The following is a 21,103-nucleotide window of genomic DNA, read 5'->3' on the forward strand; positions in this document are numbered from 1 at the left end:
CGTAATGTTCTTGCCTTGGCCTGAAATCTATGGTTGTCTTGGGCCGACGTCGCGCGCGGCTTGATCCACAATGGCCCGAGCGAGCCTGTATTGGGGGCAGATCAAAATGGTGGCGCGGGTTCGCACGGTTGCTTTCCAGGGCATCGAGGCCGTGCCGGTCGATGTTCAGGTGATGATCGCGCCGGGCAAGGTCGGCATGCAGATCGTCGGCCTGGCCGACAAGGCGGTGGCCGAAAGCCGCGAGCGCGTGCAGGCGGCACTCCATGCGTCGGGCCTGTCGATGCCGTCGAAGAAGGTGACCGTCAACCTTGCGCCTGCCGATTTGCCCAAGGAAGGCAGCCATTACGATCTGCCGATCGCGCTTGGCCTGATGGCCGCACTCGGCGCCATTCCGGGCGACATGCTCGCCGGCTATGTCGTGCTCGGCGAATTGTCGCTCGACGGCACCATTGCCGCGGTCGCCGGCGCGCTGCCGGCTGCGATCGGCGCCAATGCCGAGGGAAAGGGGCTGATCTGCCCGTTCGGCTGCGGGCCGGAAGCAGCCTGGGCGGGCAAGGATTTCGACATATTGGCTCCGCGCAGCCTGATTGCCATCGCCAATCATTTTCGCGGCACGCAGGTGCTGTCGCGGCCCGAACCCGGCATCCATGTCTCGGCGCGCGACCTGCCCGACCTCTGCGACATCAAGGGCCAGGAGAGTGCCAAGCGAGCGCTGGAGGTGGCGGCAGCCGGCGGCCACAACCTAATGATGGTCGGGCCTCCGGGTTCAGGAAAATCGATGCTGGCGCAAAGGCTGCCGTCTATCCTGCCGCCGCTGGCGCCGAAGGAATTGCTCGAAGTCTCGATGATCGCCTCGGTGGCCGGCGAGCTCGGCGAAGGCAAGCTGACCGACCGGCGGCCGTTCCGCGCTCCGCACCATTCGGCATCGATGGCGGCGATGGTCGGCGGCGGCTTGCGGGTGCGGCCGGGCGAGGTCTCGCTCGCCCATCACGGCGTGCTCTTCCTCGACGAATTCCCCGAGTTTTCGCCGCAGACGCTGGATGCGCTGCGCCAGCCGCTGGAGACCGGCGACTGCATGATCGCGCGCGCCAACCACCGCGTTACTTATCCGGCGCGCATCCAGCTGGTGGCGGCGATGAACCCGTGCCGCTGTGGCATGGCCGGCGAGCCCGGCTATCGCTGCCTGCGCGGCGAACGCTGCCGCACCGACTACCAGGCGCGCATCTCAGGCCCGCTGCTCGATCGCATCGACCTCCGGATCGAAGTGCCGGCGGTCTCGGCCGCCGACCTCATCCGGCCCGACCGCGCGGAAAAGAGCGCTTCCGTTGCGGTGCGCGTAGCCCGCGCCCGCACCATCCAGCGCGAACGTTTCGAGCGGCTGGGCGCTACCCTCGCCACCACCAACGCGCATTGCTCGCCAGCCGTCATCGAAGACATTGCCGTGCCGGACGCCGCCGGCCTGTCGCTGCTGAAGGACGCCAGCGAGAAGCTCGGCTTTTCGGCGCGGGCCTATCACCGTGTGCTGAAGGTCGCGAGAACGCTTGCCGACCTCGAGGCCAGCGAAACGGTCGGCCGCATTCATCTGGCGGAAGCGATTTCCTATCGCATGATGTCGGAGCGCGTGGCGCAGGCGGCTTAGTCTAGGTGATCTCACCCACAAGGGCGGAGATCAGCGGTCCTGCTTCGCCTTCAGCTCCAGCCGCCGCGCGTGCAGCACCGGCTCAGTATAGCCATTCGGCTGCTCCCGGCCCTTGAAGACCAGGTCGCAGGCGGCCTGGAAGGCGACGGAACTGTCGAAGTCGGCGGCCATCGGGAAGTAGAGCGGGTCGCCGACATTCTGCAGGTCGACGGTCGCCGCCATGCGGCGCAGCGAATCCATCACCTGAATCTCGGAGCAAACCTTGTGGTGCAGCCAGTTGGCGATGTGCTGCGAGGAGATGCGCAGCGTGGCGCGGTCCTCCATCAGGCCGACATCGTTGATGTCAGGCACTTTCGAGCAGCCGACGCCCTGGTCGATCCAGCGCACGACATAGCCCAGAATGCCTTGCGCATTGTTGTCGAGCTCGCGTTGGATTTCGTCCGGCGTCCAGTTCGGCCGCACCGCGACCGGCACGGACAGAATGTCGTCGAGCTTCGCCTTCGGCCGGCTTTTCAGCGCCGCCTGGACGGCGTGGACATCGACCTTGTGATAGTGCGTGGCGTGCAACGTCGCCGCGGTGGGCGACGGCACCCAGGCGGTGTTGGCGCCTGCCTTGGGATGCGCGATCTTCTGTTCCAGCATCGCCGCCATCAGATCCGGCATCGCCCACATGCCCTTGCCGATCTGGGCGTGGCCGGCCAGCCCGCATTCCAAGCCCGTATCGACATTCCACGCCTCGTAGGCGGAAATCCAGGCGGCCTGCTTCATGTCGCCCTTGCGGATCATCGGGCCGGCTTCCATCGAGGTGTGGATCTCGTCGCCGGTGCGGTCGAGGAAGCCGGTGTTGATGAACACCACGCGCTCCTTCGCCGCGCGGATCGCCTCCTTGAGGTTGACGGTGGTGCGCCGCTCCTCGTCCATGATGCCCATCTTAATGGTGTTCTTGGCCATGCCGAGCAGCGCTTCGACGCGGTCGAAAATCTCGACGGCGAAGGCGACTTCCTCCGGCCCGTGCATCTTCGGCTTGACCACATACATCGAGCCGGCGCGGGAATTCATCCGCCGTCCGTTCGTACCGACATCGTGCAGCGCGATCAGCGCCGTCATTGCCGCATCCATGATCCCTTCCGGCACCTCGTTGCCGTCGCGGTCGAGGATCGCCGGATTGGTCATGAGGTGGCCGACATTGCGCACCAGCATCAGCGAGCGCCCTGGCAGGCTGAGCGCGCCGCCATCGGGCGCCGTCCAGGCGCGGTCGGGGTTGAGCTTGCGGACAAAAGACTTGCCGCCCTTGCTGATCTCTTCCGAAAGATCGCCCTTCATCAGGCCGAGCCAGTTGCGGTAGACCACGACCTTGTCTTCGGCATCAACCGCGGCGACCGAATCCTCACAGTCCTGGATGGTGGTCAGCGCCGATTCCAGGATGACGTCGGCAATGCCGGCCGGATCGGTGCGGCCGATCTGGTTGGCGCGGTCGATCAGGATTTCGATGTGCAGCCCGTTCTGGACCAGCAGGATGGCTTGCGGGTTGGCGGGCTCGCCGCGATAGCCGGCAAACTGTTTCGGGTTGGCCAGCGTGGTGCCGCCGGCGCCGGCGCTGAGCCGCAAAATGCTGCCCTGGACTGTAAGCCCGTTCACCCCCGCCCATTTGCCGGAGGTGAGCGGCACGGAGTCGTCGAGAAAGCTCTTTGCCCAGGCAACGACCTTGGCGCCGCGCACGGGATTGAAGCTTTTGCCCTTTTCAGCGCCGCCGGCCTCGGCGATGGCGTCGGTGCCGTAGAGCGCATCGTAGAGCGAACCCCAGCGCGCATTGGCGGCGTTGAGCGCATAGCGCGCGTTCATCACCGGCACCACCAATTGCGGCCCGGCGACGATGGCAATTTCGGGGTCGACATTGTCGGTCGAGACGGTGAAGGCCGGACCTTCCGGCACGAGATAGCCGATCTCCCTGAGGAAGCTTTTGTAGGCTTCCATATCGATCGGCGCGCCATTGGCGCGGTACCAGGCGTCGAGCTTCTCCTGCATGGCGTCGCGTTTGACGAGCAGTGCCCGGTTCCTGGGCGCGAGATCGTGGACGATGGAAGAGAAGCCGTTCCAGAAGGCGTCCGCCGCTATGCCGGTGCCCGGCAGCGCTTGCCCGGCGACAAAGTCATTGAGTTCGCGGGCAATCCGCAATCCGGCGATCTCGACGCGATCGGTCATCAGGGCTTCTCCAGATGAAAGGCTTTGCGGCCTTTGGCATGTCAGGGGGGAAGGGTCAATTCAGCTTAGGGTGAATGCTCCCTTCTCCCCGTTCTACGGGGAGAAGGTGGCGGCAGCCGGATGAGGGGCCGCGCGGCGTTTCGCAAAGTAGCGGTTCCTCCCAATCTGATCGGTTGGCGCTGCCCCTCATCCGCCCTCCGGGCACCTTCTCCCCGTGGAACGGGGAGAAGGAAAGGGCGCTTAAACCGCAATCCTCGGGCGTCCCGAAGCCACCGCAACCACATGCGCTTCAATAAACATGCGCTGGCTTTCCACGGTCGAAACCTTGAACTCGGTGGCGACCTCGATCTCCGCATTATCGGTGCCGGCATCCTTTGCGCGCTCCGCAACGATCGCCCGCACATCGGCTTCAGCCGCAGCGATCGCCTTCGTTTCGTCGGTGAAATCGCGTACAGTCTGCCCCGACGCCAGGCGAAACAGGCCTTCCGTGGGCTGGCTGACGCGGGCCTCGGCCGAGACGCGGACCTGGCCGACGACGGCGCCCAGCGCGTTGGCGACGTCGGTATCTTCCGGCACCACGCACTCATTGCCGACCAGTTCGGCCAAGCCGGCATAATGCAGAGGCGCCGAGGCGCCGAGGCCGATGACCGGGCGGTCGAGCGCGACGCTCAGGCGCGCGATGCCGGGATGGGCATCGACGGCGCGCTGCACCAGCGCATGGGCGACGGTGGCGGCGCCGTCCAGCCCGTCCTCGGCGAAAGCGGTTTCCAGAATGTATTCGGCCGACCAGCGCGTCAGGGTCAGCAGCACGCGTTCGGAAATCACCTCGGGAGAGGCGGCGATGTTCTGGCCGCGGCCGTCGCGCTTGCGAGCGAAGAGTTCGGCGCCCAACCGGGCCGCAGCCTTATCCCAGTTGGCCTGCTTGCCCAGCACATGGGCGGCATCGGATGGCGTAAAGCCCGAGATATGCACCAGCCCGCGCGAGACCAGCCGGTTCAGCGTGGCATTCTGGGCGTTCGACGTCAGCAGCCTGTCGATGGCGAGCGGGACAGCACTGATCTGCTCGTAGAGTTTGGTCTCGGGCGCCGTCAGGCCGGCGGCGAGCCTGTCCGGCACGCCGGTGCGCAGCGCCAAGCGGCCATCCATGCGACCGGGATTGGGCGCGCGGAGCTGGCGTTCGAGCTCCGATGTCACGGCAATACCATGCATCATGCCGGCCAGCGCCAGCGGCACCAGGCGGCGCGGGCCGAGCAGGATTTTCGGGCTGAGCGCGCCATCTTCCAGCGCCACTTCGGAATCGCCACCAAGGCCGAAGGTGCGCATGGCAACGGCCTCGACCATGGTGCGGAAGCCGCCGACGGTCGCACCTTCCGGGTCGAGCCTGGGACGACCGCCATCGAGCACCGCAACGTCAGTGGTGGTGCCGCCAATGTCGGAAACCATGGCGTTGTCGAGCCCGGTCATGTGGCGGGCGCCGACCAGGCTGGCGGCCGGGCCGGACAGGATGGTTTCGATCGGCCGCTGGCGGGCAAAGGCGGCGGAGACCAGCGCGCCGTCGCCACGCACCACCATCAGGGGTGCGGCGATCTTGCGCGCCTCGAGAAAGCCTTCGGTCGCCGCCACCAGCCGGTCGATCATCGAGATCAGCCGGGCGTTGAGCAAAGTGGTGAGCGCGCGGCGCGGGCCGCCGAGCTTGGCCGACAATTCGTGGCTGGCGGTGACCGGCAGGCCGGTCTTTTCGCGGATGAGGTTGCGCGCCGCAAGCTCATGCGCCGGGTTGCGGGTGGCGAAATAGGCGCAGACGGCAAAGCCCGACACCGAAGCGCCAAGCTCGGGCAGTGCCGCTTCCAATCCCGACAGATCGAGCTTCGCCGCGTTGCCGTGGACATCGTGGCCGCCGGGGCAAAACACCACCGGGTCGCTGCCGAGCGCGGTTTTCAGCCCATCGCGAGCAAGGTCGGCCTCGGTGAACCCGATCATGATCAGCGCCACGCGGCCGCCCTGACCCTCGACCAGCGCGTTGGTGGCGAGCGTCGTCGACATCGACACGAGTTTGATCGAGGCCGGGTTGGTAGCGGATTTTTCCAGCACCGCGTCGACCGCGCCGGAAATGCCGACGGCAAGGTCGTGCCGCGTGGTCAGCGCCTTGGCCTTGGCCAGCACCGTGCCTTTTGGCCCGCCTTGTTCAGACCACAGCACGGCATCGGTATAGGTGCCGCCGGTGTCGATACCGAGGAACAGGGGTTTTGGCTTGGCGGTCATTTCTGGCGGTCCGGAACTCTGTTCCCCCGCCCTTAGCCGATACGGCCCCGCGGATAAAGGCGGGAGAGGTGGGCCAGTTTGACCCTCCTCCTCGCCAGTCATGCCCGCCAAACTTTGTAACGGTCACATTTTTTCATTGGTACGCGGCCTGCCTTTGCGTGCACCATGCGCCGATCTCATCCCTCTCAGGACGTCGCCATGACCACGCTTCCCGGCATTGCCGACATCCACGCTGCCGCCGCGCGGCTCTCCGGCCTGATCGTTGAAACGCCCTTGATCGAGTCGCTGGAACTCAACAGGCGCTTCGGCGGCCGCATCCTGTTCAAGCCGGAGACCTTGCAGCGCACCGGCTCGTTCAAGTTCCGCGGCGCCTACAACAAATTGTCGACGCTGGGCGAGAAAGAGCGCAGCCGTGGCGTCGTCGCCTTTTCGTCCGGAAACCATGCTCAAGGCGTCGCCGCGTCCGCCGCCATGTTCGGCGTCAAGGCGGTCATCGCCATGCCCGCCGACGCGCCGGCGATGAAGATCGCCAATGTCCGCAAAATGGGCGCCGAAGTGGTGCCGTTCGACCGCTTTCGCGACGACCGCATGACCGTGGTGCGCCCCTATATGGACAAGGGCATGGTGCTGGTGCCGCCCTTCGACGATCCGGCCATCATCTCCGGCCAGGGCACCATCGGGCTCGAACTGATGCGTCAGGCCAAGGCGCTCGGTGTCAGCCTCGACGCGGTCGCCATCCCCTGTGGCGGCGGCGGCCTGTCGAGCGGCATTTCGATCGCCGTCAAGGATGCCTCGCCGGCCACGGCGGTATGGGCGGTGGAGCCCGAGCATTTCGACGACACCCGCCGCTCGCTGATCGAGGGAAAAAGGGTTTCGAACGAACCGGGCCACAGCTCGATCTGCGACGCGATCCTCACCGCCGAACCCGGCGCCATCACTTTCGAGATCAACCGCAAGAACCTCGCCGGCGCCATCGCCGTCTCCGACAAGGCCGCCGCACAGGCGATGCGCGACGCCATGGCGCATCTCAAGCTGGTGGTCGAGCCGGGCGGCTGCGTGGCGCTGGCCGCACTTTCATCCGGCGAGATCGAACTGTCGGGCAAATGCGTCGCCGTGGTGCTGTCGGGCGGCAATGTCGATTTCAGCACCTATGCCGAGATCATGGCCGCGGCCTAGGCGAAGGGCCGGATGCGCGAACCGCTTTCCCGCGCCGACCTGCCTAACGATACGGCCGCTCTCGCCCGCTACCTCATAGGCAAGCTCGTAGTGCGGGAGCTGCCGGAAGGCATCGCCACCGGCCGCATCGTCGAGACTGAAGCCTATGTCGTCGGCGATGCCGCCGGCCACGGCTATCGCGGCGTGACGCCGCGCAATCGCTCGCTGTTCCTCGGGCCCGGACATGCCTACGTCTATCTCGCCTATGGCGTCTCCTGGATGCTCAATGTCTCGAGCGAGGGGCCGGGGACCGGCACCGGCGTCCTGATCCGGGCGCTCGAACCGCTCGAGGGCATCCCACTTATGCAGCAGAACCGGGGCGTCGAGCGCCTGCGCGACCTGGCGCGGGGACCGGGCCGGCTCGCCCAGGCCTTGCGGATCGACCGTTCGCTGGACGGCTTCGATCTGTGCCGGCAAGGCCCGCTATGGCTGGCAGCCGACGAGCACGAGCCAGGCGATATCGGCCATGGCATTCGGATCGGCATTACCAAGGATGCGGACCGCCCGCTGCGATTTTATGTCAGGGGGAGCCCCTTCGTCAGCGGTCCGAGATCGCTCAACCCTTGAGAGCTAATCCAGCGTGCGCCTGAACCGCACCAGTGCGACGCCGGCAAACAAGGCCACGAACGCGACCAGCCAGGCGATCTCACCCGCCACCGCCGGCAGTTCCGCGCCCTTCAGCATCACCGCGCGGGTGATGCGCAGGAAATGCGTCAGCGGAAAAATCTCACCGAAGGTCTGGGCCCAGCCCGGCATGCCGCGATAGGGGAACATGAAGCCCGACAGCAGGATTGACGGCAGGAAGAAGAAGAAAGTCAGCTGCAGCGCCTGCATTTGCGTGCGGGCAATGGTCGAGATCGTGTAGCCGAGCAGCACCAGCGCCAGCACGAACACCAGCACCGCGCTGAGCAGCAACGTTATCGACCCGGTGAAGGGGATGGCGAACAGAAGCTTCGACGCCGCCAGCACCACCAGCACCTGCACGCCGCCGACCACCAGATAGGGCAGCACCTTGCCCATCATGATCTCAAGCGGGCTCGATGGCATGGCGAGCAGGTTTTCCATCGTGCCGCGCTCGGTCTCGCGAGTCAGCGCGATCGAAGTCATCATCACCATGGTCATCTGCAGGATGACGCCGAGCAGGCCGGGCACGATGTTGTATTGCGAGACGCCTTCCGGGTTGTAGCGCCGGTGCACGACGACATCGAGCTGGCCACGCGCGGTTTCCGCCGCGGCCTCCTGCATGCCTTGCGCCCTGAGCAGCGCCTGGCCGGCGACGGTGCCGAGCGTCGAGATGGCACCGCTCGCCACCGCCGGGTCGGTGGCGTCGGCCTCGATCAGGATTTGCGGCTTGTCGCCACGCTCCACCCGGCGGCCAAAATCGGCAGGAATGGTGACGACGAAGGCGACGTCGCCACGCGACATCAGGAACTCGGCCTCCTCGGCGCTTTGCGTGACATGGTCGAAGCGGTAATAGCCCGTCGTCTGCAGCGCCGACACCATGGCGCGCGTATAGGGGTCGCTGCTCATCGCCACCAGGGCCGCGGGCAGGCTCTTCGGATCGTTGTTGATGGCGTAGCCGAACAGCACCAGCTGGATCAGCGGCACGCCCAGCATCATGGCGAAGGTGATGCGGTCGCGCCGCATCTGGATGAATTCCTTGATCAGCAGTGCCCCTAGCCGGGCGAAGGAGAAGACCGCGTTCATGCCATATTGTCCTTCGAGCCGGACATGAACTGGATGAACACATCTTCCAGGCTGGTCTCGCCGGGCTGCACGGTGACGCCCTTGTGATCCTTCTCGACATCGGCAAGCGCCTTTTTCAGCGCCGCCGCATCGGAGCCGACGACATGCAGCGTGGCGCCGAACGGCGCTACCTGGTCGACGCCGGGGCGCCCTTGCAGCGCTTGCGCCACCTGGTCGAGCCGCGCGCCCTGCAGCACGAAAGTGGTCAGCCCGGCATTCTTCACCACATCGGCGACGGTGCCGGTGGCCAGCATCTTGCCGTAGGAGATGTAGGAGATGCGGTGGCAGCGCTCGGCCTCGTCCATATAGTGGGTGGAGACCAGCACGGTCAGTCCGCCGCTGGCGAGGCGATGGATTTCGTCCCAGAACTCGCGCCGCGCCTTCGGGTCGACGCCGGCGGTCGGCTCGTCGAGCAGCAGCAGCTTCGGTTTGTGCATGATGCAGGCGGCCAGCGCCAGGCGCTGCTTCCAGCCGCCCGACAGCGTGCCGGCGAGCTGCTTGCGGCGGGTCGAGAGGCCGAGATCCTCCAATGTGCGCGCCACATACTCTTCGACCGGCTTCAACCGGTAGAGCCGCGCCACGAATTCGAGGTTCTCGCCGATTGTCAAATCCTCGTAGAACGAGAATTTCTGCGTCATGTAGCCGACTTCGCGCTTGATGCGGAGCGACTCGGTGCGGATGTTGAAACCCAGCACCGTGCCTTCGCCCTCATCGGGCGTCAGCAGACCGCACATGATGCGGATGGTCGTTGTCTTGCCGGAACCGTTCGGCCCGAGGAAACCGACGATCTCGCCTTCGGCCACCGTCATCGTCACATGGTCGACGACGGTCTTGTCGCCGAAACGCTTGACCAGGCCATGAACGTCGATGGCGTTCATTTTGCCGAAGCCGCCAGTTCGACATCGACGATCTGTCCCGGCTGCAGCGCTTGCGCCTCGCCCTCGGGCCGCGCCTCGACGAGGTAGACCAGCTTCTGCCGGTTCTCCAGCGAGTAGATCACCGGCGGAGTGAATTCCGGATCCTGCGAGACGTAGCTGACACGCGCCTTCACACCCTCGCCGCAGCCGTCGCAATGGACGGAAAGCAGCGTGCCGACCTTGATCGATGAAAAGGCGCTTTCCGGAATATAGACGCTGAGCTTCACCGCCCCATCCGGCAGCATCGAGATGACGGGCGCGGTCGGCCCGGCAGTGTCGCCGGGGTTGCGGATAACATCGTTGACGCGGCCGGACGAGGGCACCGCCAGCACCCGCTTCGACAGCCGCCATTGCGCCTGTTCCAGCGCCGACTGCGCCTGCTTGACCTGGTTGTCCGCCGCCTTGATGGTTTCGGGCCGTGCCGGCAGGCCACCGACGGCGAGATTTGCCTCCGCCTGGCCGACCTGCGCATTTGCCGTCTCCAGCGTCGCCGACGCGGTGTCGTAGTCGGCCTGCGTGCCGGTGCCGCGCTTGAACAGATCGGAGGCGCGGTCATAACGGCGCCTGGCGTCGGTGGCTTGCGCGCGGGCCATGTCGACCTCGGCCTTCAGCACGGCGATTTCTTCCGGTCTTTTGCCGACCTGCAGATCGGCAAGCTGCGCCTGCGCCTGGGCGAGAGCTGCCTCGGCCTGGGCGACGGCGATTTTGGCGTCGGCGCTTTCCAGCGTCACCACCGGCGTGTTTGTTACAACGCGATCGCCACGCTTGACCGTCACGGTCTCGACCTGTGCCACCTCGATCGGCGCCAGAAGCACATAATCGCCCTCGACATAACCAACGGCCAGCGGCGCTGCCGGCGCGCAGGCGCCGAACAGCTGGGCCGCGAGCGGCAGGGAACAGAGAAAACTCATCGCTTGCCCTCCTTGCGGGCGGCGGCCTTGCGCGCGCCGAGCATGGCCTCGAGATTGTTGGTGGCGACCGCCACCACCTTGGCGGCTTCCGCAGCGCCGATTTCGCGCCAGCCCATCCGGCGCAGCACCGCCTCGCGGCCAATGCGGAAATAGATGACCTGGCCGATCAGGGTGAAAACGGTGAGCTTGGTGGCCTCGCTCTCGGCCGGCTCGCCGGTCGCCTGTTCCCAGACCTGGCAGAGCCGCCGATGCGTCGGCTCGAACACGCCGGCATAGATGCGGTCGAGCGCCGCTGTGGGATGCGAGAGCTCGCGAAGTACGAATTGTACGATTTCGCCGGCCTCGGGACTCGCGACGACGAACCCCACCATGCGCTCCAGCGCGGCGACCAGCTGCGCCCTGGCGGCCTCGGGGGTGGAGGGGGCCGGCGCAGTTCCGATCGCTGGTCCGGCAAGTGCCTGGATGGTCTCGACAATGTGGTCGGCGGCAGCCGCGCGCAGCCCTTCCTTGCTGCCGAAATGATAGGCGATGGAGCCTATATTGGCCTTCGCCTCCGCCGCGATCTCGCGCGTCGAGGTGCCGTCGAAGCCCTGGCGTCCGAACAGTTTGAGCGCGGCCAGCACAAGTGCGGCGCGCGTCTGCTCAGCGGGCGATGTCTCCTGGCGGGGCGTTTTATTCGGTGCGGCTTTGATCATGTCGATCTATTTAATCAATCGATTGATTAAAGTCAAATTGATTCTCTGTGTCGGCTTGCCATGTCGAGCCGCAGGCGCTTTAGTGCGCGGCCATGGGCAAGGAAGTCGAACGCAAGTTCCTGGTCTCCAGCGCCGAGTGGCGTAGTCTGGCCGAGGCGGATATCCGCATTCGCCAGTTCTACCTTGCCGCAGCCCCTGGCCGCACCGTACGCGTGCGCGTCAGCGACGGTAGCTCGGCGAAACTGACGCTCAAATTCGGCAGCCGCGCCCGCGAGCGCGACGAATACGAGTATACGATCCCGCTGGCCGATGCCGAGGAGATGCAGGCCTTCGCCATCGGACATGTCATCGAGAAGACACGGCACCATGTTAGGCATCGCGGCTATCTCTACGAAGTCGATGTTTTCGGCGGGATTCTTGCCGGTCTTGTGGTGGCCGAGCTCGAGACGCCGGAGGATGTACCTGACGAAATGCTGCCTGATTGGCTCGGCCGCGAAGTGACCGGTGAGCAGAGGTTTTACAACGCGTCGCTCGCCCTTGGGGGGATTCCGGAGATCGCCGCATGAGTTTTCGCATCGACCCGCGCCTGCCGCTGACCGGCGAGGTCAGGCGCATCCTTGGCGAGGAGATCGCCAGGGCGCTTGCCCATCTGGCCGTCGCACACGACCGGCCGGAGCAGGCGCTGCACAAATGCCGCAAGCGGCTGAAGAGCGCGCGTGCCTTGCTGCGCCTTGTCCATTCCGGCAACGAAACGTTTTGCCAGACCGAAAACCAGTGCTACCGCCAGGTGGCGGCCCTGCTGGCGGGCCCGCGCGAAGCGACCGCGCTGGTCGAGACCATCGACCGGCTGGCAGCGGCCTTCCCTGAGCAAGTTGCCGGCGGCGGCCTCGACAGCGTGCGCGACCGGCTTGTCACCCGCCAGCATGAAATGCATGCCGGCGCCGGCCTGGACGCGGCAATCGGCGCGGCGACCGCCGCCTGCGAGGAAGGCCTGGTGCGGATAGAGCGGCTGCTGCTCCCAGATTTGCCCGAACATGCCGCCGACGTGCTTGCCGACGGCGCCCGCAAGACCTTGCGCCGCGCCAGGAAGGCGCTGGACAGAGCGGGATCGCGTGGCGAAGCAGAGGATTTCCACGATCTGCGCAAGGCGGCAAAGACCCATTGGATGCATCTGTCGCTGCTCGGCCGGCTGTGGCCGACGCCGATCAAGGTGCGGCGCAAGGCGGTCGACGAATTGGGCGAAAAACTCGGCGAACTGCACGATGTCTTCGTCATGCGCGCCCTGCTCGAAGCCGACGGCGAGCCGCTCGGCGATGCGCAGGACACCAAGCTTCTCGGCAAGCTGTTGAAGCGCTCGGAAAAGAGCCTGAAGAAGGCCTGTCTCGCCGGGGCTGCCGAACTGTTCGGCGACAGCCCCAAGCGCTCGACAAAGAAACTTGCCCGCAATGCGCGCGATGATCTGGCCGGCCCAGCGCCCCTCGAAGACGCGACCGTCGGCTGACGCTGGCCCTCCCCCGCCGGCTCGTGCTAGTCACGCTCTACCATGACCGCGCCTCGCGACACGCTTCTCGACCGGCTTGGCCGCTGGCTTGCCGGCCGGCTGCAGGATGAATCATCGGGCTATGAGCCCTACACGCCATCCGATGCCGAGACGCTGCGGCGCACGCTCGAGCCCGGCGACATCCTGCTTGTCGAGGGCAACCAGAAGATCTCGGCGGTGATCAAGTACCTGACGCAATCAACCTGGTCGCATGCGGCCTTCTATGTCGGTGATGCCTTGCCCAAACCGCCGGACGGATCGGAACGTCCCCGCCTGATCGAGGTGACGCTCGGCGAAGGCTGTGTCGCCGTGCCGCTGTCGCGCTACCGCACCTACAACACCCGCATCTGCCGGGCGAGCGGGCTGGCGCCGGAGGATCGCGACCATGTCGTCGCCTTCATGATCGGCAAGCTCGGCCTGAAATACGATCTCAAGAACATTTTCGACATGCTGCGCTTTTTCATGCCGGCGCTGCCCGTTCCGGTGCGCTGGCGCCGCCGCATGCTGGCTTTCGGCTCGGGCGATCCAACGCGCGCCATCTGCTCGACGCTGATCGCCGAAGCTTATGGCGAGATTCGCTATCCGATCCTGCCCGAGATCACCCGCGCGCCCGGCCGCGCCTCGGCTCAGTCGAACTATTCGCGACGGGAAATCCTGCACATACGCCATCATTCGCTCTACACGCCGCGCGACTTCGACCTTTCGCCCTTCTTCCGGATCGTCAAGCCGACACTGGAATACGGTTTCGACTACCGGGCGGTGACCTGGGAGGACAAGGCAAGCACAGACGCCGCGGCCGCGAAGGCTGGCGCAATCGCCTCAGACACGTGATGGCTTTCGGGCTGGGTCGGACATTCCCTTATGGCGCGGCCTACATCACGCCGAAACCGCAACAGCGCCCTGTTTTTCGGCTCTGTGTTCGACCCAGACATGGACCGGTTCGTCGCGGCCGCGGATGCTCACCGGTCCATGATCGCGCGCATTCAACTGTGTCATGGGCGATTCCGCCTTCGCGGCCTCGATCAGTCGTGACCCAAAGCAAATATTCGCCTGAAGCTCGCGGCAGAGCGACTGCAAACGGCTGGCGACGTTGACCGTGTCGCCCACCACCGCGAAGGACAGATTGCGCTCGCTGCCGACCGCGCCGATGACGACTGCGCCATATTGTGCACCGATCCGAACGTCCAGCTGCGGGTATCCCCTGGACACCCGCTGAACATTCCAGTCTTCGAGAGCGGCGATCATCGCTTCAGCGCACTGGATGGCCCGGGTCGCATCGTCATGGCTGGCTTGCGGAACGCCGAATGTCGCCATGATGCAATCGCCGATATAGTTATCGACGGTGCCATGGTGGTCGAAAACGACCTGCTCCATGCGACGGTGGAACTGACGCAGAAGTTCGAACACCGCTTCGGCCGGATGATCCTCGGAATAGTGTGTGAAGCCTACGATGTCGGCGAACAGCACCGCGATATCCTGCCGGCGGACCGGGCCGAAGGGCTCGTCATCCGTGGCGAGCTGGTCGACGACATTGGGCGAAAAATGCCGGGCGAGATTGGCGCGGGCGCGCTCTGCCTTGACATAGTCATCCGACAGATGCCGGGAACGAGAGACGACCAGCGCCATGATCGCGCCGATAATCAGCACAACCAACACGTTGGTCGCCTGCGCGAATGTGTCGACGAAATTGGGGTTGAGATAGAGGTTCAGTCGCTCTGTCATCGGCAGCGAATAAAGGTTCGTCGCCGGAATGACGGTTCCCGCATGAGAAATTACCCATCCCACCCCGATCGCCCACGTCAAGGCGGCGAGCGCGCCGAGATAGAGCGCCAATCGTGTGGAAAGGGTCAGCGCGCCAAGGCATACGAAAATCAGCAGGAATTTGAAGCTGCCTTCGCGCAGTTGCATCGCGGCCGGCGCGACCTCCTGGGAAAACGGGTTGGGCGTTACCAGCAGAACGGTCAACAGAATAATGTCCAGCGTACCGACGAGATAACCGATCCACCATCGCGCCGTGGTGCGACGGCGCGCAAAGAGAAACTGGATCAGGCCGACGAGCTGGAACAGCACGAGGCCCGCCAGCACGAAGAGCAGCGAGGCATCCCAGCGGCTGATCAATGAAAAGAAGCAGGAGATCGCGGCAAGCGATGCCGTACGCGCCCAGAACTGCAATGCAGCTCCCTGGCGTTCTGCGCGATCCCGCAAATTTTTCAGGCGCGAATAGCGGCGGAGTTCAAGTGTTGGCGCGGTCGGCATAGGATCACTTCGATTTCACGGGGACTTGTCACGTCTGGCAAATCAGTGCGCCAACTCTATCATGAATGTCGTTTCACGTTTGAAACGCGGCCGGCCCTGTCAGGCCGGCAAAGGACGGCGTCCCTTTGCAGGAGCGGCGGGCCGGTCGGACGCACCGGCATCCCTGGGATGCGGGCCGATCGGCATGATCGCCGGGAACGGCGTTGCACCAAAGGCAAACGTCCATTTGTAGCCGGTCAGCCCGTCTTCCGGCGTCGTGTGCTGGTCGTGGTGAGCGAGCAGCTTGACGCGATCGGCCAGTTCCTCGGCCTCGTGCTTGACCATCTCCGCCGTCTCCGGCCGCATGCGCCTGGAGAACGAGACAAAGGTCGCTTCCCGCTCCAGATGGGTGATCGCCCAGCCGATGAAATTCTTATTGGTCATCTCGAACAATGGCCTGAGCGGTCCTTCGAAATTCCACTGGATGGGTGTGTCGACCAGCAGCCGTGCCGACAGCCCGCCGCCCAGCGCAATCAGGCCGAGTGCTTCGAGATCGCGCAGATAGAGGAACATCGAGGCTTCGCTCAGCCCTTGCGAGCGCATCACGCCTTCGGGGGTAAACTTCTCCGACAGCATGACGAAGATGAACAGCAGCGCCGGCCGTCCGGCCAGCTTGCGCTCGATCTCCGGCGCGATGCGGTTGACCGGCCCCGGTCCCCTGTTCATCGAGCCGAGCACGTTTTCCAGCTCGACGCCGGCGGCAGCGCAAATCTCCACCAGCCGGTCGAGCTTGCAGTTGCGCTCGTGGAAGATGCGCTTCACCGTCGGCTCGGAAACGCCCATGCGCTCGGCAAGGTCGCGATAGGTGACACCCTTGGCCTTCAGCGTCCGCTTCAGCGCCTCGAAGATCAGTCCGTTCATGGGATGCACCTATTTTGCATCATTTGGTATCGGGTTTCGATACTAGCGGCAATCTGCCTTCCAGAAAAGTATCAAAATCTCTAGCTCTCCGCTCGTCATCACAGGAGACCTGTCCATGAAAACCCTCATCACCTCGATTTGTGTCGCGGCCTTCGGGATCGCGCTCGCACCGACCGCACAGGCCGGTGAAGTCTGGCGCGCTTCCGGCTTCCAGCAGCCGGAATCGGCGCTGTTCTACGCCACCAACAACCGCATCATCGTTTCCAACATCGTCGGCAATCCCGGTGAAGCCGACGGCAACGGCTATCTCTCGGTGTTGTCTGCGGACGGCAAGGTCGTCGCCCAGCACTGGACCGACGGCATGGATGCGCCGAAGGGCTCGGCGATCTCCGGCGGCAAGCTCTACGTCGCCGACATCACCAAGGTGCGCGTCGTCGATCTCGCCAGCGGCAAGCTCGTCTCGACCATCGATGTGGCCGGCGCCGTTTTCCTCAACGACGTGACGTCGGACAGTTCGGGCAAGGTGTATGTCACCGACATGCTGGCCGATGCGATCTACCGCATCGACGGCGACAAGCCTGAACTGTTCGTCAAGGATGCGAAGCTCGCCTCGCCCAACGGCGTCTTCGCCGATGGCGATCGACTGATCGTGGCGTCCTGGGGCAAGGGCATCAAGGCCGATTTCAGCACCGCCGAGCCTGGCGGGTTGCTGTCGGTCGACCTCGCCAGCAAGGCGATCACGCCGCTGCCGGGGGCACAAAACTTCGCCGACCTCGACGGCGTCGTCGCCATCGGCGACAGCATCTACGCCACCGCATACATGACCGGCACGCTCTATCGCTACAAGGTCGGCGGCACGCCGGAAGCAGTCGTGCAGTTCAAGCCGGGCAGCGCCGATATCGGAACCGACGGCGCGTCGGTGATCTATGTGCCGCTGATGAACGAAGGTGAGATCGCAGCGATGAGTCTCGACTGAGGCCGCACACCTGCCGGCTCAACCAGCGGGTTCGGCTTTGAGCTGCGCCCGCGCGTCCCGGATCGAAGCGGCAAAGGTCACCAGCGGCCGCTTGACGCCGTGGTTGATGAGCATGCGCCGCGTCTGCGGCGAGGCGCCGGCGATGATGAATCGGACGCCGGCGCGCTTCGCCTTGTGCGCCGCGCCCTCGATGACATTGGCAGCGGTGGAATCGAAGAACGGCACCGCCGAGCAATCGAGGATGAAGTTCTTGCGCTGGTCGGCGATGCGGTCGAGCACCGTGCCGACGGTCGAGGCGGCACCGAAGAAGAAGGCGCCGGAGATGCGATAGACGACGGTGTCGGCATCGCTGGCTTCGCTGGAATCGTATGTGCCAGCGGTGTCGGCGACGTCCTCCGGCACCAGCGATTGATCCGCCTCGACTGCAATCGACTTGGCCATGCGGTCGATAAACAGGATCGAGCCCAGCGCGAAGCCGACGACGATGCCTTCGGTCAGGTCCCGGAACACGACGATCAGGAAAGTCGCCACCAGCACCAGCGCGTCGCCGCGTGAAGCTCGCAGCAATGTGAGAAAGGCTTGCTTCTCGAACATGTTCCAGCAGACCACCGCCAGCACGCCGGCAAGGGCGGCAAGCGGGATGTAGCTGGCAAGCGGCGCCACCACCAGCATCAGCGCCAGCAGGATCGCCGAGTGTACCATGCCCGAGACCGGCCCGTGCGCGCCGGCCCGCACATTCGTCGCCGTGCGGGCAATGGTGCCGGTGGCGCAGATGCCACCGAACAGGGTAGAGGCAATGTTGGCAAAACCTTGCGCCACCAGTTCGCAGTTGGAACGGTGCCGGCGTCCGGTCATGCCGTCGGCGACCACGGCCGACAGCAGCGATTCGATCGCGCCGAGCAGGGCAAAGGCGATGGCGTCCGGCAGCACGTCGATCATCCTGTCCAGGCTGATCGGCGGCAAGGCCGGGACTTGCAGGCTGCGCGGGATGCCGCCGAAGCGCGTGCCGATCGTTTCGGCCGGCAGCGCCAGCAGCGCCGCGACGAGCGAGGCCAGTGCGATGGCGATCAGCATCGCCGGCCATTTCGGCCGCCAGCGCTTCAGGAAGGCGATGGTGATGATGGTCAGCGCCGCCACGAAAGTCGCCGCAGCGTTGATCGTGCCAGCCGCTTCGCCAAGCGCGATCAGCTTGGGCACGAAAGGTCCCGGCTCCTTGCCGGGCAAGGTCAATCCGAACAGTTCGGCGATCTGGCCGGAAAAGATGATGACCGCAATGCCGGCAGTGAAGCCGACCGTCACCGGATAGGGGATGAACTTGATATAGGTCCCGAGGCGGAGGTAGCCGATGGCAAGCAGGAAGATGCCCGCCATCATCGTCGCCAGCAGCAGACCGTCGACGCCGACGCGCGCCACTGTAGCCGCCACCAGCACGATGAAAGCGCCGGCCGGGCCGCCGATCTGGAACCGGCTGCCGCCGAGCGCCGAAATGATGAAGCCGCCGATGATCGAGGTGTAGAGGCCGCGCTCCGGCGTCACACCCGAAGCGATGGCGATCGCCATCGACAGCGGCAGCGCGACAATGGCAACCGTCAGGCCGGACATGACGTCGGCCTTGAATTGCGGCAGGCGGTAACCTTCGCGCCAGACCGTCACCAGTTTCGGCGTGAACAGCTCCGAAAATGTCGGCTTCGCCACGTGATGGGCCGGTCGATGCACTGCCCGCCGTGTCTGATCCATGGACTGCCTTCCGCTGGCGTGAAGGCGGCGGGATCGTCGGCAGGACTGTCGGCGGTCGCCGTCGCGACTGTATGCCGGCTCAGCCTTGCGGGTTCGGCGGCGCGATCGGCTTGAGGCGCACGCCCCGGCCGCCGCGCTCGCTGGTCTGGTTCTCGCCGATCAGCTCCACCCCGGCCTCGTCGAGAGCCTGGATGACCTTCATCAGCGTATCGACCACGCCCCTGACCACGCCGTCGCTCGCTTCCATGCGTTGGATGGTCGGAAGCGAAACCCCGGCGCGCTCGGCGAGCGTCTTCTGATCGATGCCGGCCAGCGCCCTCGCGGCGCGCATCTGCGCGGCAGTGATCATCGACCGGAACCCCCGTCTGAGTCTGCGGTTTCTACGTATAATACAATCATTATGATGTTTCAACCATCATGAAGCATATATGAAACATGATCCATCTGTGGAGTCGGATGGCGGGAAACGGGATAAGTATGCTGCGCTAACGGGTTGATCGACCGGCTGATCTGATTGTCGCCCCGCGCCATCAGTCTTTCAGGTCGCCGCCACTATCGGTCACCGCATGCCGCCTCTGCAGGAGCCGCGCCGCCAGCCAGCACAGCATCGCCCAGGCGAAGCCCGCGCACCAGCCGGCGAGCACGTCGGAAGGCCAGTGGACGCCGAGATAGACGCGGCTGACGCCGACCAGCAGCGTCGTCAGAACCGCAAGGCAGAGCACGAAGATCTTGGTCGTGCGTCCCGGCAGAAAGCCCGCCGCCAGCGAGCCGAGTGTCAGATAGGTCACTGCCGAGACCATGGCATGGCCGCTTGGAAACGACAGCGACGTCTCTGTCACGAGGTGCGAGACGAGGTCCGGGCGCGGCCGGTCGACGTCGGCTTTCAACAGGCTGGACAGCGCCTGGCCGCCGGCCACCGCCACCAGGATGAACAGCGCCGTTCCCGCCTTGCGGATCAGCAGGAGGTAGACGATCACCGCCGCCACGATCAGCACCAGCACTGCCGAGCTGCCGAGGCTGGTGATGTCGCGCATCGCGCCTTGCAGCCAGAGCGGGCCGAGCGGAACGTCGGGATGGCCGGCCTGGCGGAAGGCGAGCAGGATCTCGGTATCGAAAGCATGCGGGGTGGTGTCGCGCGCCACCTCCATCAGCTCCTCAAGCCCCCAAAGCCCGCCGGCTATGATCAGCCCGGCGAGCAGCACCGGGAATTCGATCCAGTTGGAGAGGGTGCGGAGGGCGGTCTTCATCGGACTATAACCGTCCCTGCAGATAGGGCCCGAGCGTGATCAGCGCCACGGCGGCGATGGCCAGGACGATGCCGGTCGCCTGCAAGGTATTGAGGCGTTCGCCGAAGAACACCAGCGCCACGACATTGACCGACACCAGCTGGATCACCGCCGACAGGCTGAACGACACCGACATGCCGAACTCGCGGACCAGCCGCAGCATGATCAGATTGCCCAGCGTATAGAGCGCCAGCGTCACCAGGATTTTGCCAAGGCTCGGCGCCAGCCCCCATTGCTTGGCCGCGGTTGCCGCCAGCAGGAAGATCACCGTCGAAATGACGAGCTGCGCCAGTCCCCAGAAGCTCACTTTGTCCCTCGCTGCCGTTTGTGGCAGCCCTTGTTCCGCAAGCGCGCCGGCACGTCAAGCGAACTGCAGCGGAACGTGCCCGGCCGGCGGCGAGAGATGGCCGGGTGGGTGGCAGCCGGATCGTGGTCTGATTGCCAACGCTCGAGCCGGATTTACCCGAATCCAGGCGACTGCTCCGCTCAAGCCTCGGGAAAGATTGGACATTTAAACACGGCGCCCTAGGTCTTCTGGAGGAGGCTGCCATGCCGAAGTCTGTTTATGACCGGGGCCTGCTCAGGCCCGATGATATTGCCAAGCTGCAACGTGTGTTCGACGAGGCCTGTCGCAGGCGCGACCTGCATCCCGATTCGACCGAGGCGCGCGAACTCGCGCTAACTGTGCTGGCCCTGCACAATGCCGGCATGGTCGAGGAGGACATGCTGATTGAAGCCGTCGGTTTCCGCCGGCTGGAGCCGAAATCGGCCTGAGGCCGCGAAGACGGCCCTTGGCCTAGCCGGCACGCTGCCAAGCGCGT

At 65.1% G+C, this 21,103-nt stretch carries 20 protein-coding genes; 8 read left to right on the forward strand and 12 right to left on the reverse strand.

Annotated features, from left to right (window positions below; translation table 11 throughout):
- Positions 1–106 precede the first annotated feature (106 nt).
- Positions 107–1,639 (forward strand): YifB family Mg chelatase-like AAA ATPase, encoded by a 1,533-nt coding sequence (locus ACWTU9_RS24540; RefSeq protein ID WP_455860540.1) that lies wholly within the window; start codon positions 107–109, stop codon positions 1,637–1,639.
- A gap of 30 nt (positions 1,640–1,669) precedes the next feature.
- On the opposite strand, the gene ACWTU9_RS24545 is transcribed toward ACWTU9_RS24540, so the two are convergent.
- On the reverse strand, positions 1,670–3,841 hold the full coding sequence (locus tag ACWTU9_RS24545) for a malate synthase G (protein WP_455860541.1): 2,172 nt from the start codon (positions 3,839–3,841) through the stop codon (positions 1,670–1,672).
- Positions 3,842–4,081: 240 nt separating this feature from the next.
- Positions 4,082–6,103 (reverse strand): hydantoinase/oxoprolinase N-terminal domain-containing protein, encoded by a 2,022-nt coding sequence (locus tag ACWTU9_RS24550; RefSeq protein WP_455860542.1) that lies wholly within the window; start codon positions 6,101–6,103, stop codon positions 4,082–4,084.
- 198 nt (positions 6,104–6,301) lie between these two features.
- On the opposite strand from ACWTU9_RS24550, the gene ACWTU9_RS24555 reads away from it, so the two are divergent.
- Both ACWTU9_RS24555 and ACWTU9_RS24560 read left to right on the forward strand, forming a co-directional pair.
- Complete coding sequence (locus ACWTU9_RS24555; RefSeq protein WP_455860543.1) at positions 6,302–7,279, forward strand: threonine ammonia-lyase; 978 nt, start codon at positions 6,302–6,304, stop codon at positions 7,277–7,279.
- 12 nt (positions 7,280–7,291) lie between these two features.
- Positions 7,292–7,885 carry a DNA-3-methyladenine glycosylase gene (locus ACWTU9_RS24560; protein ID WP_455860544.1) on the forward strand — a complete coding sequence of 198 codons (594 nt, stop codon included), beginning with the start codon at positions 7,292–7,294 and terminating at the stop codon, positions 7,883–7,885.
- Between the two features lie 3 nt (positions 7,886–7,888).
- Here ACWTU9_RS24560 and ACWTU9_RS24565 read toward each other — a convergent pair whose 3' ends face one another.
- From ACWTU9_RS24565 to ACWTU9_RS24580, 4 genes are read right to left on the reverse strand one after another with little or no spacing between them, the layout of a single operon-like run.
- Positions 7,889–9,025, reverse strand: a complete 1,137-nt coding sequence (locus ACWTU9_RS24565; protein WP_455860545.1) for an ABC transporter permease — start codon at positions 9,023–9,025, stop codon at positions 7,889–7,891.
- A complete protein-coding gene (locus tag ACWTU9_RS24570) occupies positions 9,022–9,942 on the reverse strand; it encodes an ABC transporter ATP-binding protein (protein WP_455860546.1) in 921 nt (306 codons plus the stop codon). The genes ACWTU9_RS24565 and ACWTU9_RS24570 overlap by 4 nt, the downstream gene beginning before the upstream one ends.
- A complete protein-coding gene (locus tag ACWTU9_RS24575; RefSeq protein ID WP_455860547.1) occupies positions 9,939–10,892 on the reverse strand; it encodes an HlyD family secretion protein in 954 nt (317 codons plus the stop codon). The genes ACWTU9_RS24570 and ACWTU9_RS24575 overlap by 4 nt, the downstream gene beginning before the upstream one ends.
- Positions 10,889–11,587, reverse strand: a complete 699-nt coding sequence (locus tag ACWTU9_RS24580) for a CerR family C-terminal domain-containing protein (RefSeq protein WP_455860548.1) — start codon at positions 11,585–11,587, stop codon at positions 10,889–10,891. Before ACWTU9_RS24580 ends, ACWTU9_RS24575 begins: the two co-directional genes overlap by 4 nt.
- A gap of 92 nt (positions 11,588–11,679) precedes the next feature.
- Between ACWTU9_RS24580 and ACWTU9_RS24585 the strand changes: the two genes are divergently transcribed.
- From ACWTU9_RS24585 to ACWTU9_RS24595, 3 genes are read left to right on the forward strand one after another with little or no spacing between them, the layout of a single operon-like run.
- Positions 11,680–12,153 (forward strand): CYTH domain-containing protein, encoded by a 474-nt coding sequence (locus ACWTU9_RS24585; protein WP_455860549.1) that lies wholly within the window; start codon positions 11,680–11,682, stop codon positions 12,151–12,153.
- Positions 12,150–13,088 carry a CHAD domain-containing protein gene (locus ACWTU9_RS24590; protein WP_455860550.1) on the forward strand — a complete coding sequence of 313 codons (939 nt, stop codon included), beginning with the start codon at positions 12,150–12,152 and terminating at the stop codon, positions 13,086–13,088. Before ACWTU9_RS24585 ends, ACWTU9_RS24590 begins: the two co-directional genes overlap by 4 nt.
- A 42-nt stretch (positions 13,089–13,130) precedes the next feature.
- Positions 13,131–13,958 (forward strand): lipo-like protein, encoded by an 828-nt coding sequence (locus ACWTU9_RS24595; protein WP_455860551.1) that lies wholly within the window; start codon positions 13,131–13,133, stop codon positions 13,956–13,958.
- Between the two features lie 45 nt (positions 13,959–14,003).
- On the opposite strand, the gene ACWTU9_RS24600 is transcribed toward ACWTU9_RS24595, so the two are convergent.
- On the reverse strand, positions 14,004–15,299 hold the full coding sequence (locus ACWTU9_RS24600; protein ID WP_455860552.1) for an adenylate/guanylate cyclase domain-containing protein: 1,296 nt from the start codon (positions 15,297–15,299) through the stop codon (positions 14,004–14,006).
- A gap of 183 nt (positions 15,300–15,482) precedes the next feature.
- Positions 15,483–16,283, reverse strand: coding sequence for a helix-turn-helix domain-containing protein (locus ACWTU9_RS24605; RefSeq protein ID WP_455860553.1), 801 nt, complete (start codon positions 16,281–16,283; stop codon positions 15,483–15,485).
- A gap of 115 nt (positions 16,284–16,398) precedes the next feature.
- On the opposite strand from ACWTU9_RS24605, the gene ACWTU9_RS24610 reads away from it, so the two are divergent.
- The gene (locus tag ACWTU9_RS24610) at positions 16,399–17,259 is read left to right on the forward strand and encodes an SMP-30/gluconolactonase/LRE family protein (RefSeq protein ID WP_455860554.1); all 861 of its coding nucleotides are present in this window, start codon (positions 16,399–16,401) and stop codon (positions 17,257–17,259) included.
- Between the two features lie 18 nt (positions 17,260–17,277).
- On the opposite strand, the gene ACWTU9_RS24615 is transcribed toward ACWTU9_RS24610, so the two are convergent.
- The 4 genes from ACWTU9_RS24615 to ACWTU9_RS24630 all read right to left on the reverse strand — a co-directional run bounded on the left by ACWTU9_RS24615 (position 17,278) and on the right by ACWTU9_RS24630 (position 20,589).
- Positions 17,278–18,996: a SulP family inorganic anion transporter gene (locus tag ACWTU9_RS24615; RefSeq protein WP_455860555.1), complete on the reverse strand. Its 1,719-nt coding sequence runs from the start codon at positions 18,994–18,996 to the stop codon at positions 17,278–17,280.
- Positions 18,997–19,075: 79 nt separating this feature from the next.
- Positions 19,076–19,345 carry a helix-turn-helix domain-containing protein gene (locus tag ACWTU9_RS24620; RefSeq protein ID WP_352985028.1) on the reverse strand — a complete coding sequence of 90 codons (270 nt, stop codon included), beginning with the start codon at positions 19,343–19,345 and terminating at the stop codon, positions 19,076–19,078.
- 181 nt (positions 19,346–19,526) lie between these two features.
- Positions 19,527–20,243 (reverse strand): phosphatase PAP2 family protein, encoded by a 717-nt coding sequence (locus tag ACWTU9_RS24625; protein ID WP_455860556.1) that lies wholly within the window; start codon positions 20,241–20,243, stop codon positions 19,527–19,529.
- A gap of 4 nt (positions 20,244–20,247) precedes the next feature.
- The gene (locus tag ACWTU9_RS24630; protein ID WP_455860557.1) at positions 20,248–20,589 is read right to left on the reverse strand and encodes a hypothetical protein; all 342 of its coding nucleotides are present in this window, start codon (positions 20,587–20,589) and stop codon (positions 20,248–20,250) included.
- A gap of 242 nt (positions 20,590–20,831) precedes the next feature.
- Here ACWTU9_RS24630 and ACWTU9_RS24635 point away from each other — a divergent pair, with 242 nt between their 5' ends.
- Positions 20,832–21,056 (forward strand): hypothetical protein, encoded by a 225-nt coding sequence (locus tag ACWTU9_RS24635; RefSeq protein ID WP_455860558.1) that lies wholly within the window; start codon positions 20,832–20,834, stop codon positions 21,054–21,056.
- Positions 21,057–21,103: the final 47 nt, after the last annotated feature.

Source organism: Mesorhizobium sp. 128a, assembly GCF_053848025.1.

Coding starts and splice junctions, on each gene's coding strand:
- ACWTU9_RS24620 (WP_352985028.1), bottom strand. CDS start 19,345: ATGATCACTGCCGCGCAGATGCGCGCCGCGAGGGCGCTGGCCGGCATC.
- ACWTU9_RS24580 (WP_455860548.1), bottom strand. CDS start 11,587: ATGATCAAAGCCGCACCGAATAAAACGCCCCGCCAGGAGACATCGCCC.
- ACWTU9_RS24635 (WP_455860558.1), top strand. CDS start 20,832: ATGCCGAAGTCTGTTTATGACCGGGGCCTGCTCAGGCCCGATGATATT.
- ACWTU9_RS24585 (WP_455860549.1), top strand. CDS start 11,680: ATGGGCAAGGAAGTCGAACGCAAGTTCCTGGTCTCCAGCGCCGAGTGG.
- ACWTU9_RS24610 (WP_455860554.1), top strand. CDS start 16,399: ATGAAAACCCTCATCACCTCGATTTGTGTCGCGGCCTTCGGGATCGCG.
- ACWTU9_RS24625 (WP_455860556.1), bottom strand. CDS start 20,243: ATGAAGACCGCCCTCCGCACCCTCTCCAACTGGATCGAATTCCCGGTG.
- ACWTU9_RS24560 (WP_455860544.1), top strand. CDS start 7,292: ATGCGCGAACCGCTTTCCCGCGCCGACCTGCCTAACGATACGGCCGCT.
- ACWTU9_RS24615 (WP_455860555.1), bottom strand. CDS start 18,996: ATGGATCAGACACGGCGGGCAGTGCATCGACCGGCCCATCACGTGGCG.
- ACWTU9_RS24590 (WP_455860550.1), top strand. CDS start 12,150: ATGAGTTTTCGCATCGACCCGCGCCTGCCGCTGACCGGCGAGGTCAGG.
- ACWTU9_RS24540 (WP_455860540.1), top strand. CDS start 107: ATGGTGGCGCGGGTTCGCACGGTTGCTTTCCAGGGCATCGAGGCCGTG.
- ACWTU9_RS24595 (WP_455860551.1), top strand. CDS start 13,131: ATGACCGCGCCTCGCGACACGCTTCTCGACCGGCTTGGCCGCTGGCTT.
- ACWTU9_RS24565 (WP_455860545.1), bottom strand. CDS start 9,025: ATGAACGCGGTCTTCTCCTTCGCCCGGCTAGGGGCACTGCTGATCAAG.
- ACWTU9_RS24570 (WP_455860546.1), bottom strand. CDS start 9,942: ATGAACGCCATCGACGTTCATGGCCTGGTCAAGCGTTTCGGCGACAAG.
- ACWTU9_RS24605 (WP_455860553.1), bottom strand. CDS start 16,283: ATGAACGGACTGATCTTCGAGGCGCTGAAGCGGACGCTGAAGGCCAAG.
- ACWTU9_RS24545 (WP_455860541.1), bottom strand. CDS start 3,841: ATGACCGATCGCGTCGAGATCGCCGGATTGCGGATTGCCCGCGAACTC.
- ACWTU9_RS24575 (WP_455860547.1), bottom strand. CDS start 10,892: ATGAGTTTTCTCTGTTCCCTGCCGCTCGCGGCCCAGCTGTTCGGCGCC.
- ACWTU9_RS24555 (WP_455860543.1), top strand. CDS start 6,302: ATGACCACGCTTCCCGGCATTGCCGACATCCACGCTGCCGCCGCGCGG.
- ACWTU9_RS24550 (WP_455860542.1), bottom strand. CDS start 6,103: ATGACCGCCAAGCCAAAACCCCTGTTCCTCGGTATCGACACCGGCGGC.